Annotated in this window: 14 protein-coding genes; 5 read left to right on the plus strand and 9 right to left on the minus strand. The window is 70.5% G+C overall.

The window, feature by feature from the left end:
* Positions 1 to 78 precede the first annotated feature (78 nt).
* Together ACTIFJ_RS12725 and putP are read left to right on the plus strand one after the other, a co-directional pair.
* Positions 79 to 498 carry a VOC family protein gene (locus tag ACTIFJ_RS12725; RefSeq protein WP_439534488.1) on the plus strand — a complete coding sequence of 140 codons (420 nt, stop codon included), beginning with the start codon at positions 79 to 81 and terminating at the stop codon, positions 496 to 498.
* A gap of 158 nt (positions 499 to 656) precedes the next feature.
* On the plus strand, positions 657 to 2,240 hold the full coding sequence (putP, locus tag ACTIFJ_RS12730) for a sodium/proline symporter PutP (RefSeq protein ID WP_439534489.1): 1,584 nt from the start codon (positions 657 to 659) through the stop codon (positions 2,238 to 2,240).
* Here putP and ACTIFJ_RS12735 read toward each other — a convergent pair.
* Entirely contained in the window at positions 2,138 to 2,635 is a 498-nt protein-coding gene (locus ACTIFJ_RS12735; protein ID WP_439534490.1) for a MarR family transcriptional regulator, read from the minus strand. The genes putP and ACTIFJ_RS12735 overlap by 103 nt on opposite strands.
* A gap of 59 nt (positions 2,636 to 2,694) precedes the next feature.
* On the opposite strand from ACTIFJ_RS12735, the gene ACTIFJ_RS12740 reads away from it, so the two are divergent.
* From ACTIFJ_RS12740 to ACTIFJ_RS12750, 3 genes are all read left to right on the plus strand, one after another.
* Entirely contained in the window at positions 2,695 to 3,567 is an 873-nt protein-coding gene (locus tag ACTIFJ_RS12740) for a branched-chain amino acid aminotransferase (protein ID WP_439534501.1), read from the plus strand.
* 152 nt (positions 3,568 to 3,719) lie between these two features.
* Entirely contained in the window at positions 3,720 to 4,001 is a 282-nt protein-coding gene (locus ACTIFJ_RS12745; RefSeq protein WP_439534491.1) for a hypothetical protein, read from the plus strand.
* A gap of 154 nt (positions 4,002 to 4,155) precedes the next feature.
* The gene (locus ACTIFJ_RS12750; protein ID WP_439534492.1) at positions 4,156 to 7,029 is read left to right on the plus strand and encodes an SLBB domain-containing protein; all 2,874 of its coding nucleotides are present in this window, start codon (positions 4,156 to 4,158) and stop codon (positions 7,027 to 7,029) included.
* A gap of 293 nt (positions 7,030 to 7,322) precedes the next feature.
* Here the strand turns inward: ACTIFJ_RS12750 and ACTIFJ_RS12755 are convergent, their stop codons facing one another.
* The 8 genes from ACTIFJ_RS12755 to ACTIFJ_RS12790 form a co-directional block, all read right to left on the minus strand.
* Positions 7,323 to 8,192, minus strand: coding sequence for a flagellar motor protein MotB (locus tag ACTIFJ_RS12755; RefSeq protein WP_439534493.1), 870 nt, complete (start codon positions 8,190 to 8,192; stop codon positions 7,323 to 7,325).
* Between the two features lie 127 nt (positions 8,193 to 8,319).
* On the minus strand, positions 8,320 to 9,186 hold the full coding sequence (motA, locus tag ACTIFJ_RS12760; RefSeq protein WP_439534494.1) for a flagellar motor stator protein MotA: 867 nt from the start codon (positions 9,184 to 9,186) through the stop codon (positions 8,320 to 8,322).
* A 105-nt stretch (positions 9,187 to 9,291) separates the two neighbouring features.
* On the minus strand, positions 9,292 to 10,248 hold the full coding sequence (locus ACTIFJ_RS12765) for a flagellin N-terminal helical domain-containing protein (protein WP_439534495.1): 957 nt from the start codon (positions 10,246 to 10,248) through the stop codon (positions 9,292 to 9,294).
* The gene (locus ACTIFJ_RS12770; RefSeq protein WP_439534496.1) at positions 10,245 to 12,134 is read right to left on the minus strand and encodes a flagellar hook-associated protein FlgK; all 1,890 of its coding nucleotides are present in this window, start codon (positions 12,132 to 12,134) and stop codon (positions 10,245 to 10,247) included. The genes ACTIFJ_RS12765 and ACTIFJ_RS12770 overlap by 4 nt, the downstream gene beginning before the upstream one ends.
* Entirely contained in the window at positions 12,131 to 12,472 is a 342-nt protein-coding gene (locus ACTIFJ_RS12775; RefSeq protein WP_439534497.1) for a hypothetical protein, read from the minus strand. Before ACTIFJ_RS12775 ends, ACTIFJ_RS12770 begins: the two co-directional genes overlap by 4 nt.
* The gene (locus ACTIFJ_RS12780) at positions 12,469 to 13,659 is read right to left on the minus strand and encodes a flagellar basal body P-ring protein FlgI (RefSeq protein ID WP_439534498.1); all 1,191 of its coding nucleotides are present in this window, start codon (positions 13,657 to 13,659) and stop codon (positions 12,469 to 12,471) included. The genes ACTIFJ_RS12775 and ACTIFJ_RS12780 overlap by 4 nt, the downstream gene beginning before the upstream one ends.
* Positions 13,656 to 14,390: a flagellar basal body L-ring protein FlgH gene (locus ACTIFJ_RS12785; RefSeq protein WP_439534499.1), complete on the minus strand. Its 735-nt coding sequence runs from the start codon at positions 14,388 to 14,390 to the stop codon at positions 13,656 to 13,658. Before ACTIFJ_RS12785 ends, ACTIFJ_RS12780 begins: the two co-directional genes overlap by 4 nt.
* A 73-nt stretch (positions 14,391 to 14,463) precedes the next feature.
* Positions 14,464 to 14,805, minus strand: a 342-nt coding sequence (locus ACTIFJ_RS12790) for a flagellar hook-basal body complex protein (RefSeq protein ID WP_439534500.1), incomplete at its 5' end; no start/stop codon positions are given.

A 14,805-nucleotide genomic window follows, 5' to 3' on the forward strand; every position in this document is an offset into this window, starting at 1 on the left:
TGGCGGCGGGGTAGAAAAGGGGCCTCCGGCGGCTGGGGGCTTGCCCCCAGACCCCATTGGAGGGACTGGGAGTGGCGTATGCAGCAGCAGATTTCGGTGGTGACGCTCGGGGTGGCGGATCTGGGGCGGTCCAGGCGCTTTTATGGCGAGGGCTTTGGCTGGTCGCCGGTGTTCGAGAATGACGAGATCGCCTTTTACCAGATGAACGGGCTGATGCTGGGGACCTGGCGGCGCGCGGCGCTGGAGGCCGACATGCATGCAGGCGAGAGGGGTTTGGGAGCGTTTGCGTTGGCGCATAATGTCGGGGGCGAGGCCGAGGTGGTGGCACTGATGGCGCGGCTGGTGGCGGCTGGCGGGTCGTTGCTGCGGGCGGCGGACGCGCCCGGCCATGGCGGCTTCCGTGGCTATGTCGCCGATCCCGATGGCCATGGCTGGGAGATCGCCTGGAATCCGGCCTGGACGATCGATGCCGAGGGGCATGTGCGCTTTGGGCTCTGATAGCGGGACAGAAAACCAGTCATTCGGGCGGCGGCGGGGCGGTCGGGGTGGCCTGTCGGGGACGAATGGCCTATTGAAGGCAGGGTTGAGGCTGGCGTCCGGGGCTTTTCGGGGGCCGGGCGCGTGCGCCTGTCTTGTATTTCCGAACAGGGATTTTGATGGATACTGGGACGTTTGTTTCGCTGGCTGCGTATTTTGTGCTGATGATCGGCATTGGTCTTTATGCCTGGCGGAAATCGACCAGCAATGTCTCGGAATTCATGCTCGGCGGGCGGCAGCTGCATCCGGCGGTGGCGGCGCTTTCGGCCGGCGCCTCGGACATGAGCGGCTGGATGCTGATGGGGCTGCCGGGCGCGGTATATCTGGCCGGGCTCGATGCGGCGTGGATTGCGGTGGGGCTGCTGGTGGGGGCCTGGGCCAACTACCGGCTCGTGGCGCCGCGGCTGCGGGTCTACACCGAGGTCGCCGATGATGCGCTGACCATTCCCGATTATCTGGAGAAGCGCTTCGACGACCGGTCGCGGACGCTGCGGGTGGTGGCGTCGCTGGTGATCGTGGTGTTCTTCACCCTCTATACCTCGGCGGGGCTGGTGGCCGGGGGCAAGCTGTTCGAGGCGTCGTTCGGGCTCGATTACCGGCTGGGGCTGGCGGTGACGCTGGGCGTGGTGGTGGCCTATACGCTGGTCGGCGGGTTCCTGGCGGTGAGCCTGACCGATTTCGTCCAGGGCTGCATCATGTTCGTGGCGCTGGTGCTGGTGCCGGTGGTGGCGGTGCAGGCGATCGGCGGCTGGGGCGAGACGCGGGCGGCGGTGCTGGCGGTGGACCCCGATTATCTGGGCTGGCTGTCGGGGGTGACGGGGCTGGGGGTGGTGTCCAGCCTCGCCTGGGGGCTCGGCTATTTCGGCCAGCCGCATATCATCGTGCGGTTCATGGCGGTGCGCTCGGTGGGGGACATGCCGGCGACGCGGCGGATCGGCATGTCGTGGATGCTGGTGACGGTGGTTGGCTCGGTGATGTGCGGGGTGGCGGGGCTGGCCTATGTGCAGCGCTTCGGGCTGGCGATCGACGATCCGGAGACGGTGTTCATCCTGCTCTCGCAGACCCTGTTCCATCCCTATGTGACCGGGTTTCTGCTGGCGGCGATTTTGGCGGCGATCATGAGCACGATCTCGTCGCAGCTGCTGGTGTCATCGAGCTCGCTGACCGAGGATTTCTACAAGGTGTTCGTGCGGCCGGGGGCGGGGCAGGGCGAGCTGGTGACGGTGGGGCGGCTGGCGACGCTGGCGGTGGCGCTGGTGGCGCTGGGGCTGGCGTTCGACCGGTCGAGCAATGTGCTGTCGCTGGTCGGCAATGCCTGGGCGGGGTTTGGGGCGGCGTTCGGCCCGGTGATGCTGCTGAGCCTGCACTGGCGGCGGCTGTCGCGCGACGGGGCGCTGGCGGGGATCGTGGCGGGGGCGGGGACGGTGCTGCTGTGGCTCTACGCGCCGTTCACCATCGGCAGGGCGGCGCCGTCGGCAGTGATCTACGAGATCGTGCCGGGGTTTGCGGCGAGCCTGGCGGCGGCCTGGGCGGTGAGCATGCGGGGCAAGCCGGCGTCGGCGCGGGTGGCGCGGCGGTTCGGGGCGAGGGAGGCGGGGCTTCAGGCCTGCAGGCTGGCGACCCGCGCGCGGTCGGCGGCGGGGACGAGGCCGGTGAGGACGGCCCAGAAGCCGGTGACGGCGGACTGGCCGGCCTCGGCATAGGCGCCGGCCATCCGGCGCTGGAGCTCGGCGAACAGCCGCGACTCGAGGGCGACGCCCGAGGCGGTGAGGTGGAGCAGGCGCTGGCGGCGATCGCGCAGGCCGACCTGCTGCTCGACGAGCCCGCGCTCCTGCAGCTCGGTGAGGACGCGGCCCAGCGATTGCTTGGTGATGGCCAGCAGGCGCAGCAGCTCGCCGACGGGCAGGCCGGGGCGGCGCGCGATGAAATAGAGCGAGCGGTGGTGGGCGCGGCCCAGACCCTCGGCCTCGAGGATGGCGTCGGCGCCGCGGATCATCGCGGTATAGCCGAAGTACAGCAGCTCGATGCCGCGGCGGATCTCGGTCTCCCGCAGGAACAGCGCCGAGGCGGCGGGGGGGCTGGAAGTTGGGACAGTCATATTGACATATCTTGCATGAGTGCCTAGCCCGGCGCAACAAAATGTCGGGAGAGCTGGTGATGGTGCCGTTTGATGATCGCGACGGGTTTATCTGGATGGACGGCGCGCTGCGGCCGTGGCGGGAGGCCAATGTCCATATCCTGACCCATGCGATGCACTATGCCAGCGCGGTGTTCGAGGGCGCGCGCTGCTACAATGGCACGGTGTTCAAGCTGTCCGAGCACAGCCAGCGGCTGCTCGATTCGGCGGCGTTGCTGGGTTTTCCGCTGCCGTGGAGCCGGGACGAGATCGATGCGGCGGTGAACGAGACCGTGGCCGCCAACGGGCTGAGCAATGCCTATGTGCGGCCGATCGCCTGGCGCGGATCGGAGCAGATGGGGGTGTCGGCGCAGCTCACAAAGCCCCATCTGGCGGTGGCGGTGTGGGAATGGGGCGCTTATTTCGGCGAGGAGGCGTTGCGCAAGGGGCTGCGGCTGGCGATCGCCAAATGGCGGCGGCCCGCGCCCTATACGGCACCGACCAAAGCCAAGGCGGCCGGGCTCTACATGATCTGCACGATGAGCAAGCATGAGGCGGAGGCCGCCGGCTACAACGACGCGCTGATGTTCGACTGGCGCGGGCAGGTGGCCGAGGCGACGGGGGCGAACATCTTCTTCCTGAAGGACGGGGCGCTGCATACGCCGACGCCGGACTGCTTCCTCGATGGCATCACCCGGCGGACGGTGATCGGGCTTGCGCGGAAACGCGGCATCGAGGTGATCGAGCGGGCAATCTGGCCGGAGGAGCTGGAAAGCTTCGAGCAGGCATTCCTGACCGGCAGTGCCGCCGAGGTGACGCCGCTGGCCGAGATCGGGCCGTGGCGGTTCGAGGTCGGGCAGGCGGTGTTGGGGCTGGGCAAGGATTATTCCGACCTGGTGAACGGCCGCGCCTGAAAGGGGTGTGGCCTTTGGGATACGCTATCCGAACTTGCGACGACCTGTTCGGTTTGAACGACGGTCTCCGCCGCATTGCGGCATTGTTCATCTAGCCGCAATCGTCTGGGACGTAATGGCGTATTGAATTGTGTTAATTAGGAATTTCTTGCGTGAATTCGGTTTCTTCAGTGCAGCCCGGACGATCGGGCATCCGGCCATGGGTCGAGGCAGCGGCGCTTCTGGCGCTGACGCTTGTCCTGTGGGTGGTGCCGGCGATGGTGAGCCAGGGCAACGCCATGGCCCCGGTCGAGATCGACCGGGCATTGCCGGCGCATGACCGCGTGGCGCTGTCCCAGGCCGATGCGCTGGCGCTGGCACTGGCGGCGTCGCCGGCCGATATGCCCATGCTGGCCGATGCCGGCGACGACGCGGCAGGCGTCGTCGCGCGCTGATCGCAAGGATCATTTGAGGCTGGCGGGTCGTTGACCTTGGCCGGCCCTGTGCCTATTCCCTATGCCCGCAGAATGTTGCGCCTGTAGCTTTTTTCGTGCTTCCGGACGTCCGGAACCTGCGGTGGTCGGCAAAATTTGAGATGGGTGGCTGTTGATGCGGATTCGGCGGGTTTTCAAGGGCGCCACCGCAGGACTGGCCGCCGCGCTGGCGGTCATGCTGGTGAACGGCGCCGCGCTGGCGCAGACGATCAATCCGCAGGTGTTGCGCCAGGTGCAGGGGCAGCTCGGCGCCGGATCTGCCAACCAGAGTGCGCTCGACCAGTCCCGCACCCAAAGCGACCAGGGCCAAGACGACGGCAGCGGCGCGGCGGTGCCGGGGCGCGTCGATACCCGCGAGGAACAGGAACTGCGCCGCGCCCGGGCGCGGCAGGCGATCGGGCGGCTGTACCGGCCGTCGCCGGTGGAGCGCGAATATCGCCAGCGGCTGGCCGAGCCGGATCTTCGCCAGTTCGGCTATGGGCTGTTCGAGGCGGCGAGCCCGTCGACAGCGGCGGTGACCGGCGCGGTGTCCGATGACTATATGCTCGGCGTCGGTGACGAGCTGGTGGTGCAGTTCCAGGGTGCGACCAGCGACACGGTGACGGCGCGCGTCAACCGCGAGGGCTCGCTGGTGGTCTCGAGCCTGCCGCCGGTGCGCGCGGCGGGACGGCCGCTGGGGGCGGTGCGCCGCGACCTCGAGGCGGCGACGCGGCGCGTGCTGCTCGGCACCGATGTGTTCATCTCGCTGGGCGCGGTGCGGTCGGCGACGGTGTTCGTCGGCGGCGAAGTCGAGCGGCCCGGGCAATATGCGATGACATCATTGGCCGATATTTCGGTGGCGCTGGCCCAGGCCGGCGGGGTTCGGCGTTCCGGTTCGCTGCGCAATGTGCGGGTGGTGCGCGGCGGGCGGACGATTGCGGTCGATCTGTACGGGCTGGTCGGTATCGGCTCGCCGCCGTCGCTGCGCCTGCAGGATGGTGACCGGGTGATCGTGCCGGTGCTGGGGCGGACGGTGGCGATTGCCGGCAGCGTCAACCGGCCGGGCATCTACGAGCTTCGCGATGGCACCTCGGTGGGGACGCTGATCGACTATGCCGGCGGCGCGCTGCGGCCGCGCGGCAACCAGATCTCGATCAGCCGAATAGCGGCCGATGGCACCGAGCAGTTCATCCGGGCCGCCGGCATGGACACCAGCCTGATGGCCGGCGACGGCGTGCAACTGCTGGCCGGCAGCGCCGGCGGGGCGACCGGACGCGTGATCCTGCGCGGCCACGTCAACAACCCCGGCGCCCGGGCGCTGAATTCGGTGCCGACGATCCGCGACCTGCTCGGCGAGGTCGGCGACCTCAAGCGCGAGACCTATATGCCGCTTGCGGTGCTGATCCGCCGTGACGAGCAGACCTCGGCGCGGCGGTTCGTTCCGGTCAATCTGGTGTCGGCGCTGCGCGACGAGCCGGTGCCGCTGCGCTCCGAAGACATTCTCTATGTATTCAACCGCAACGACATCGATTTTCTCAACCGGACGCCGCTGCGCCGGGTGGTGCTGGGGCAGCCGAACACGCTGACAAGCTGCCAGTCGCTCGACCGGCTGGAGGCGCTGGTCAATGACGGGCAGACGACCCGGTTCAACGTGGTGACGCGGCTGGCATTCCTTGTCGAGCGGGACGGGCAGACCGATGTGGCGTCCAGCGGCAGTAGCCTGAGAGTGGCCAACCGGAGCAGCGACCGGCTGCGCGACGAGGATGAGAACGGCATGCGCCAGCTCGGCGCGCGCCGCGACGAGCGCGAGCCGCGCGAGACGAGGCAGACCCGTGAAACGGCAACGACGGCGCGACAGGCCGATACTCGTCAGTCGGGCTATGCCGAGTTCGACGATGAACTGGTCGACCGGAACGGCAACCGCATCGAGCCCGGCGACCGCCGGCTGGGGCTGCAGAGCTGCCCGGCAGTGTTCGAGGAAGAGCCCGACCTGCTGCCGGTGCTGATCGAGAATGCCGTGGTGATCGGCGGCGCGGTGCGCCGGCCGGGGGCATATCCGGTGGCGGCGAGCGTTTCTGCCGAGACGATGGCGGCGGTGGCCGAGGGCGTGCTGAGCGCTGCCAGTGACCTGTCGCTCGATATCTCGCGCGGCGCCGGCGGCGCGGTTGTTCCCGAGACAATCGCCGATGCGGCGCGTCCCGGGGTGATGGCGATGACCATGGTGCGCGCCGGCGACGACCTGCGCTTCAATGCCGCCCAGCCGCAGTTCGAGGCCGGCGCGGTGCTGCTGTCCGGCGAGTTCAACCGGCCCGGGCTCTATTCGATCCGCAAGGGCGAGACGCTGTCCGAGCTGACGGCGCGGGCCGGCGGGCTGTCGCCGCTGGCCTATCCCTATGGGGCGATCTTCACCCGCGCCTCGGTGAAGCAGATGCAGCAGGATGGGCTGCAGCGGACCAGCCGCGAGCTGACGACGGCGCTGCTGTCGCTGGCCAGCCGATCACGCGATTCGCAGGGCGGCGCGGTGGTCGCCGGCCAGTCGCTGATCCAGGACCTGACGACCTTCGAGCCCTCGGGGCGGATGGTGGTGGAGGCCGATCCACGCGTGCTGGAAGTGCGGCCCGACCTCGACACGGTGCTGGAGAGCGGCGATGCAATCGTGATGCCGAAGCGGCCGAATTTCGTGCTCGCACTGGGCGATGTCGCCAATCCGGGCGCGCTGCAGTTCGTGACCGGCAAGAGCGCCGAGGCCTATCTGCGCGAGACCGGCGGGCCGCAATCCTCGGCCGACCGCAAGCGCACCTTCATCGTGCTGCCCGACGGCACGTCGCAGCCGCTGACCGGACGTGGCTGGGGCCGGGGCTATACCGGCGTGGTGCCGCCGGGCTCGACGATCATCGTGCCGAAGAACATCGATCCCTTGTACAAGCTCGATCTGGCGCGGGACGTGACGTCGATCGTGTCCGGGTTGCTGACGAGTGTGGCCACGGTGGCGATTCTGGCGACGCGGTAGGCGCAGCGCGGCTGAAAATAGCTGCGCTATTTTCTGACTCGCGCAAGCCCGGCCGGCGGGGCGGCTGGCCCTTCGCCAGCCGAGCCCGTCCGACGAGGGACGCGGCTTTGCCGCGGCCGTTGGCAAGCGGCAAAATTGTGGACGCGAGTGTCCGTTAGCACACGACGCAAATGCCCGTGTTCGTGTTCAATGAAGGCGATGTCGCCAATTTGCTCGCCTATTTCGAGACGCTCAAAAACAAGGATTGAATTGCCTCCCGCCGCCCCTCCCCGGGAGCGAGCGGCATGACGCGCTCACTGGTCCAGCAGGGTAATCGAGATGCGGCGGTTGCTGGGGTCGCGGCCGTCCTTGATATTGTAGGGGTCGGTGTCGGCGACGCCTTCGATGCGGCGGAAGCGGGATTCGGGGATGGCGGCGTCGGCGAGCAGGCGGCGGGTGGCGTCGGCGCGCAGCGTGCTGAGGCTCCAGTTGTTGGCCTGGCCTTGTGTATAGGGGACGCTGTCGGTGTGGCCGCGGACGATCAGGCGGTTGGGGGTTTCGGCGACGGCGGCGGCGACGGTGCGGACCAGCTTCAGCGCGTCGGGGGTGAAGACGCTGGTGCCGAGCGCGAACATCGAGAAATCGGCGCGCTCGACGATGTCGATCTGCAGGCCGTCCTGGACGCGGACGAGGCGGACCTGGCCCTTGAGGCCCTTCAGCGTCGGGTCGCCGGCGAGGCGGGATTCGATGATCCGGCGGACCATGCGGTAGCGGGTGTCGTCGGCCTCGCGGCGGTTGCCGGGGTTGACCTTGTAGTCCTTGCTGGCGGTTTCGGCCTCCATCGGGCCGCCGCCGCCGCCGCCGGCGACCGCCACGGGGCGCGGGCCGGCGAGCTGAGCATGGGGGGCGGTGCCGTCTTCCGAGGCCAGCGCGCGGCCGCCGAGGATGCCGTTGGAGCCGCCGGAATTCTTCATCTGGATGATGGTGGGGGTGAAATAGTCGGCGATGCCCTTGCGCTGGTCCTCGTTGGTGGCGCCGATGATCCAGAGCAGCATGAAGAAGGCCATCATCGCCGTGACGAAATCGGCATAGGCGATCTTCCAGGCGCCGCCGTGATGGGCGTGGGCGTGGCCCTTGCGCTTGCGGTAGACGACTTCGGGCTCGATGTGGAGTTCGGGTTTCATCTGTTTTGCCGCTTCGCGGGGGCGGCACCGGCCCGCACCCCCACCCGGCCACCCAACAGGATAGCCGGTAGTGGTTGGCCGGGTGGGGGTGCGGGCCGGTGCCGAGCGTCAGGGCAGGGGGCAGGTTTCATCGGGCGGTGCGCAGGCCGTCGAAGACTTCGGCGAAGCTGGGCTGGTTGGCGGGATCGATGGCGGTGCGGGCGGCCTCGATGACCAGCGGCTGGGGCTGGCCTTTCAGCGAGGCGACGATGACGCGGCGGATGATCAGGTAGATCTCGGCGTCGGCGTCGATGACATTGCGCAGCCGGGCGGCCATCGGGCCGACGATGCCATAGGAGAGCAGCACGCCGAGGAAGGTGCCGACCAGCGCCGAGCCGATCATGCCGCCGAGGATGGCGGGGGGCTGGTCGATGCTGCCCATGGTCTTGATGACGCCGAGCACGGCGGCGACGATGCCGAGCGCGGGCAGCGCGTCCGACATGGTAGTCAGGCGGTCGACGGGCTTGAGGGCGGCGGCGTGGTGCGTTTCCAGCGCGGTCTCGATGACGTCGTCGACGGCCTGGGGGGAGAGGGTGCCGGTGCTGACCACAAGGAGCCGCATCGAATCGCAGAGCAGGTGGAGGAAGAAGGGGTCTTTCAGGAACTGGGGGTAGTCGGCGAACAGGCTGGAGGTCTTCGGGTCCTCGATATGGGGTTCGACGGCGACGGCGCCGTCGGTGCGGAACAGCTTCATCAGGCGGGCGGTGAGGAAGATGGCGGCGCTGTAATCGGGCTTCTTGTACTTCGGGCCCTTGATGACGAGGCCGAGGCCAGCGCCCATCTGCTTGATGCCGCGGATATCGGTGGCGACGAGCGTGGCGCCGGCGGCAGCGCCGCCGATGATCAGCATTTCCAGCGGAAGTGCCTTGGCGATCACCAGCAGGTTGCCGCCGGCCAACGCAAAGCCACCGAATACCATCACAAGCAACACAGCGAGGCCGACGAGCGATATCATGGATGGTCTGCAGGCTCCCTCGGCAGCGCCACCGGCTCTGGTGGCACTGGAGGGGGTTTACGGCGCGCGGGGGGAATGGGTTAGGCGGGGCAGGGTTAAGATGGGTTAACGAAGCTGGTCCCAGAGGCTGTTCGAACTGGTGCGGACGAAGCTGGCCTGGGCGGCTTCGAGGACGGTGAGCAGGCGCTGGAGGGTGGCGACGGCCTCGATCATGTCGAGGTCTTCGAGGCGGCTGAGCTCGGAGGATGCGGAGAGCTTCTGGCTGGCGAGGCGATCGGATTCGGACTCGAGGCGGGCGCCGCGGGCGCCGACGAGGGCCTGGGAATCGGCGAGCTGGCTGGCGTGCGCCTGCATTTCGGTGAGGCGGCGGGCCAGCGCCTCGGCGCGCAGCGTCGGGTCGGGCTCGGTGAGGGCGGCTTCGAGGCCGGCGAAGCTGGCGAAGAGATCGGACGTGCCGAGCGGGTTTTCGGGGGTGGGGGGTGTGGTGCGGCCGAAGGCTTCCGGGCCGGTGACGCCGCCGGGGATGAGGGCGCCGCCGGCGAGGACGGCGGGGGGTGTGCCGTCGCCCTGCCATTGGAGGGTGCCGTCGGCATCCGGGGCATAGGCGGGGCCGGGGCTGCGGGCGCCGCCGAACAGGGCGTCGCCGTCTGCGGTGCGGGTTTCGGCGAGGCCGGCAAAGCTGGCGGCGAGCTCGGCGACTTCGCCCGCCAGGATAGCGCGGTCATCGGCGTTCAGGGTGGCATTGCTGCCGGCGAGCGCGAGTTCGGCGGCGCGCTGGACGAGATTGTTGATGCTGCCGAGCGTGATGTCGGTGGTGCGCAGCCGGGCGCTGGCGGCGTCGATGGCGCGCGCGGTGGCGGCGTCGGCGGCCTGGGCGCGGCGGAGCACGGCGGCGCGGGTGAAGGCGACCGGATCGTCGGCGGGGGTGTTGACGCGCTTGCTGGTGGATATCTGCGCCTGCAGCTGGTCGACGCGGGCGGAGAGCGCGGTCAGCCGCGAGACGCTGGCGCCGTGGGCGGCGCGGGTGTTGATAGCAACCGGCGGGGCGGGGGCGAGGCTCATCCGGCGACGCCGAGGATGGTGTCGAACAGGTCGCGCGCCGCGGCGATGACCTGGGCGTTGGCGCGGTAGGCGAGCTGGAGGCGGGTCAGCTCGGCGGCCTCGCGGTCGAGGTCGACGCCGGAGACGGCATCGGTGGCGCGGGCGGCATCGTTGGCGACGGCGAGGGTGGCGTCGGCGAGGCGCTCGGTTTCGGCGAGGCGGGTGCCCAGCGTGGCGACGGCGGCGTCGTGGCTGGCCTCCAGCGTGCCGGACGGGCCGGTGCGGGCGCGGACATTTGCCAGCGCCAGCATGTTGCGGTTGTCGGTGCTGCCGGCGCCGGTGGGCAGCAGGCGGAAACGGTCCCCGACTTGGGCGCCGGCGCTGAGGCTGAAGGCGAAGCCATCGCCTTCCAGCCGCTCGCCGGGGACGAAGGACAGGCTGGTCACCAGGGCGTCGGTGGCGGGATCGATGATGTCGACGACGCCCGGCGCCGAGATGATCAGGCTGAGCGGCGGCGGCGCGGCGAAGGCGGCGGCGGCGGGGTCGATCTCGACCGTGAGGCGGGCGTCGCCGAGGTTGAGGACGTCGGCATCGGTGGTGAAGCGGGCGGCGACGGCAACGCGGTCCGGGGTCAGCGGGCGCAGCGACAGGCCTTCGGCGCCGGCCTCGATGGCCAGCGTCCACTGGTCGCCGGGGCGGGCGCCGGCGCCGGGGCGCAGCGTGATGCCATCGAGGACCAGCGGGGTCGGGTCGGTGAGGCTGGCGTTGGTGACGCTGGCGGTGCCGTCCAGCCGGGCCAGGGTGAAGCCGGTGGCCTCGGCGATCAGCCGGTAGCCGGCGGGGGCGAGGGTGGCACCGTCGGCGAGGGTGAAATCGATGGCCGCGGTGCCGGCGTTGGCGAGGCCGGGGGTGACGGCGAGTGTTTCGGTCGTGAACAGCGGCTGGCCGGGGGCGCCGGTGGCGTCGGTGCCCTGCTGGTGCCAGGCGTTGACGTCGGCGGCGAAGCGTGTGGCCAGCGTGTCGAGGCTGGTGCGCTGGGCGGCGACATCGCGGCTGGCCTCGAGCAGGCCGGCGAGCGAGCCGGAGGCGGGGAGGCGGACGGTCTCGGCGCGGTGGGTGGGATCGAGGATCAGCTCGGCGCCGGACGGGCCGTTGCGGGCGCCGACGCGGACGGCGGCGCCGAACGCCGGCACCAGCAGCGGCGCCGCGGCGCCGGTGCCTAGGCGGATGGTCACGGCGCCGCGTTCTCCCTCGGTGACGCTGATGCGGATGCGGGCGGCGAGGTCGGCGAGCAGGGAGTCGCGCTCGTCGAGCAGGCCGAGGCTGGGGGCGCTGCCGGCGCCGGTGCGGCGCAGCTCCTCGTTGACGCGGGCGAGCGCGCTGGTCAGCGCATTGATCTCTTCGCCGGTGGCGGCGATGGCGGTGTCGAGGTCGGTGGCGAGCGTGGTCAGGCTGGCGCCGAGCGTGCGAATGCTGGCGGCGGCCTGATCGGCGCGATCGAGGAAGATGGCGCGGGCCGCCGTGGAGGTGGGGGCGCTGGCGAGATCGGTGGCGGCATCGAAGAAGCCGGACAGCCGGGCATCGAGGCCGGCGCCGGTGAGGCTGGTCTGCAGCCGGCCCAGCCAGTCGGCACGGGCGGCGAGGCGGGCGTGATCGCCGGCGGCAACGCGGGCGCTGCTGGTCTTGAGTGCATCGCCGGCGCGGACCATGGCGGTGGCGGTGACGCCGTCCCCGGCGATCGGCACGCGCTGGAGAATGCTGCCCTTGCCGGCCGGGCCGGCGACGAGGGTGACGCTGCGCCGGCTGAAGCCGGGCGTGTCGGCGTTGGCGACATTGTCTCCGGTCGCCGACAGCGCCGCCTGATAGGCGCGGACGCCGGAGATGCCGATGGTCAGGATGTCGGTCATCGCGGGTCCTCCTTCAGCAGCCGGGCGATGCCGAGCGGCGCGGCGCGGGCGATCAGCTCGGCGCGGGTGCGGTCGATCTGCTCATGGACGATGTCCTGCCCGGCCAGCAGGTCGCCGCCGCCGGTCAGCGGGTTGTCGCTGCCGGCGAGGCTGGCCTTGCGGCTGCTGGCCAGCAATTGCTCGACGATCATCGCCTCGAAACGCCGGGCGGTGGCGTCGATGTCCGGCTGGCTCTCGACTCTGGCCAGCGGCATCGGCCAGCCGGGGCGCTGGAGCGCCAGCTCGCGCTGGATGGGAAGCGGCATCGGCCCCAGCCGGGGCAGCGGAAGCTCGCTCATATGACGATCAGCTCGGCGCGGAGCGCGCCGGCTGCCTTGAGCGCTTCGAGGATGGCGACGAGATCGCCGGGGGCGGCGCCGAGCGTGTTGACCGCGTCGACGAGTTCCGAGAGCTTGACCCCCGGTGCGAACAGCGCCATCCGCCCCGGCGCCTCGGCGGCATCGACGGTCGACTGCTGGGTGACGACGGTCTGGCCGCGGCCGAAGGCGCCGGGCTGGCTGGCCTGCTGATTCTCGGTGATCCGCACGGTCAGGCTGCCATGGGCGACGGCGGCCGGCATGATGCGGACATCGCCGCCGATGACGACGGTGCCGGTGCGGGCGTTGATGATGACGCGGGCCGCCGGCGACGCCGGGGTGATCTCCAGGCTGTCGATGCGGCCGGCCAGGGCGATGCGGTTGGCCAGCGACCGCGGCGCGCCGATGCGAATGCTGGCGGCGTCCTCGGCCTGGGCGATGGCATTGCCCTCCATGGCGTTGATCGCCTGGGCGACCATGCGCGCGGTGGTGAAATCCGGGTCGGTGAGGCTGAGCAGCAGGTCCTCGGCGGTGGCGAAGGGCGAGGGGACGGCGCGTTCGACGGCGGCGCCGCCGGGGATGCGGCCCGAGCTGGGGGTGCCGACGACGATCTTCGAGCCGTCCTTGCCCTCGGCTCCGAAGCCGCCGACGGCGAGATTGCCCTGCGCCAGCGCATAGACCTCGCCGTCCGCACCCACCAGCGGGGCGAGCAGCAGCGTACCACCGCGCAGCGACTTGGCCTGGCCGATCGCGGACACGGTGACATCGAGCCGCTGGCCGGGGCGGGCAAAGGCCGGCAGCTCGGCGGTGACCATGACGGCGGCGGCGTTCTTCAGCTGGGGGTTGATCCCCGGCGGCAGGGTGACGCCGAGTCGGGCGGTGGCCGAAACCAGCGACTGGACGGTGAACTGGAGGTTCTGGTCCCCGGTGCCGGACAGGCCGACAACGATGCCATAGCCGGTCAGCGCGTTCGAGCGCACGCCCTGCCAGCGGGCGATGTCCTTCAGCCGCTCGGCGCGGGCCGGGGCGGGCAGGAAGACGAGGGCACCGAGGCCGAGCAGCACCAGCGTGGACAGCCGGTGCAGCAGCACCAGCCGGCGCAGCGCCCAGCCGAGACGGTGCAGCGCCAGCATCGGCGGGCGCGGATGGCGCAGCGTCGGATATCTCATAGCGGCGACACCTTGGCGAAGAAGCGGGCCAGCCAGCCCTGCCGCGACTGATCGGCGATCTGGCCGGTGCCGGCGTAGCGGATGCGGGCGTCCGCCACGCGCGTGCTGGGGACGCTGTTGTCCGGCCCGAGATCGTCGATGCGGACCAGGCCGGTGAGCTGCACCTGCTCTTCGCCGCGGTTGAGCGTCAGCCGCTTTTCGCCGGCAATGCGCAGCACGCCGCCGGGCAGCACCTCGGCGACGGTGACGGTGATGTCCCCGATCAGCTGGTTGTTCTGGGCGGCGGTGCCGCTGCCGGTGAAGCTCTGGGCGCCGCCGCCCTGCAGCAGGCCGGGGGGCACGAAGCTGAACGGCGGCGCATCGGGCAGGCGGATCTGGTTGTCGCTGTCCCGCGTGCTGCCGGCCGAGGCCGATTTGGTTGCCTGGGTGCGCTCGACGAGGCGGATGGTCAGCAGATCGCCGACGCGGCTGGCGCGGCGGTCCGCCACCAGCCCGACATAGCGGCTGGGGTGATAGAGGCTGCCGGTGGCGGTGGCGCCCGGGGAGGGCAGCGGCGGGGTGAGCGGCGGCGCGGGCAACGGCAGGGTGGCGGCGATGCCCTTGCGGCGGCCGAAGCCTTCGTCGGCAAAGCGGCCACCGCAGGCGGCCAGGAGGAGAGCGGCTGCTGCCAGGATGAAGGGCAGCGGTCGCGGCAGAGCCGCGCCCCGACGTCGGACGGATTCGGCCGGCAAAGGGCCGGCCGCTCCGCCGGCCGGGCTTGCGCCTCTCTTGCCGCAGCTGCGCTGCGGCGCGGGGCGATGCGCCTTATACACTCTGCGTAACATACCGGCTCATCTCGTCAGCCGCGCTGATCACCTTGGAATTAATCTCATAGGCCCGCTGGGTCTCGATCATCTCGACCAGCTCCTGGACCGTGCTGACGTTCGAGCCTTCGAGCGCGCCCTGGCGGAGCTGGCCGGCACCGTCCTGGCCGGGTGTGCCCTGCTGCGGGGCGCCCGAGGCCGCCGTCTCGACATAGAGATTGTCGCCGCGTGGCAGCAGGCCGGCGGGGTTGAGGAAGCGGGTGAGCTGGATCTGGCCGGCCTCGACCGGGGCGACCTGGCCGGCGATGGTCACCGAGACGGTGCCATCGGGCGCGATGGTGAT

The sequence above is a fragment of the Polymorphobacter sp. genome (assembly GCF_051860865.1).
GTDB lineage: Bacteria > Pseudomonadota > Alphaproteobacteria > Sphingomonadales > Sphingomonadaceae > Sandarakinorhabdus.

Bases quoted from the DNA above. Each gene is read 5' to 3' on its own strand.
- ACTIFJ_RS12725 (WP_439534488.1), top strand. From the start codon at position 79: ATGCAGCAGCAGATTTCGGTGGTGACGCTCGGGGTGGCGGATCTGGGG.
- putP (WP_439534489.1), top strand. From the start codon at position 657: ATGGATACTGGGACGTTTGTTTCGCTGGCTGCGTATTTTGTGCTGATG.
- ACTIFJ_RS12735 (WP_439534490.1), bottom strand. From the start codon at position 2,635: ATGACTGTCCCAACTTCCAGCCCCCCCGCCGCCTCGGCGCTGTTCCTG.
- ACTIFJ_RS12740 (WP_439534501.1), top strand. From the start codon at position 2,695: ATGGTGCCGTTTGATGATCGCGACGGGTTTATCTGGATGGACGGCGCG.
- ACTIFJ_RS12750 (WP_439534492.1), top strand. From the start codon at position 4,156: ATGCGGATTCGGCGGGTTTTCAAGGGCGCCACCGCAGGACTGGCCGCC.
- ACTIFJ_RS12755 (WP_439534493.1), bottom strand. From the start codon at position 8,192: ATGAAACCCGAACTCCACATCGAGCCCGAAGTCGTCTACCGCAAGCGC.
- motA (WP_439534494.1), bottom strand. From the start codon at position 9,186: ATGATATCGCTCGTCGGCCTCGCTGTGTTGCTTGTGATGGTATTCGGT.
- ACTIFJ_RS12765 (WP_439534495.1), bottom strand. From the start codon at position 10,248: ATGAGCCTCGCCCCCGCCCCGCCGGTTGCTATCAACACCCGCGCCGCC.
- ACTIFJ_RS12770 (WP_439534496.1), bottom strand. From the start codon at position 12,134: ATGACCGACATCCTGACCATCGGCATCTCCGGCGTCCGCGCCTATCAG.
- ACTIFJ_RS12775 (WP_439534497.1), bottom strand. From the start codon at position 12,472: ATGAGCGAGCTTCCGCTGCCCCGGCTGGGGCCGATGCCGCTTCCCATC.
- ACTIFJ_RS12780 (WP_439534498.1), bottom strand. From the start codon at position 13,659: ATGAGATATCCGACGCTGCGCCATCCGCGCCCGCCGATGCTGGCGCTG.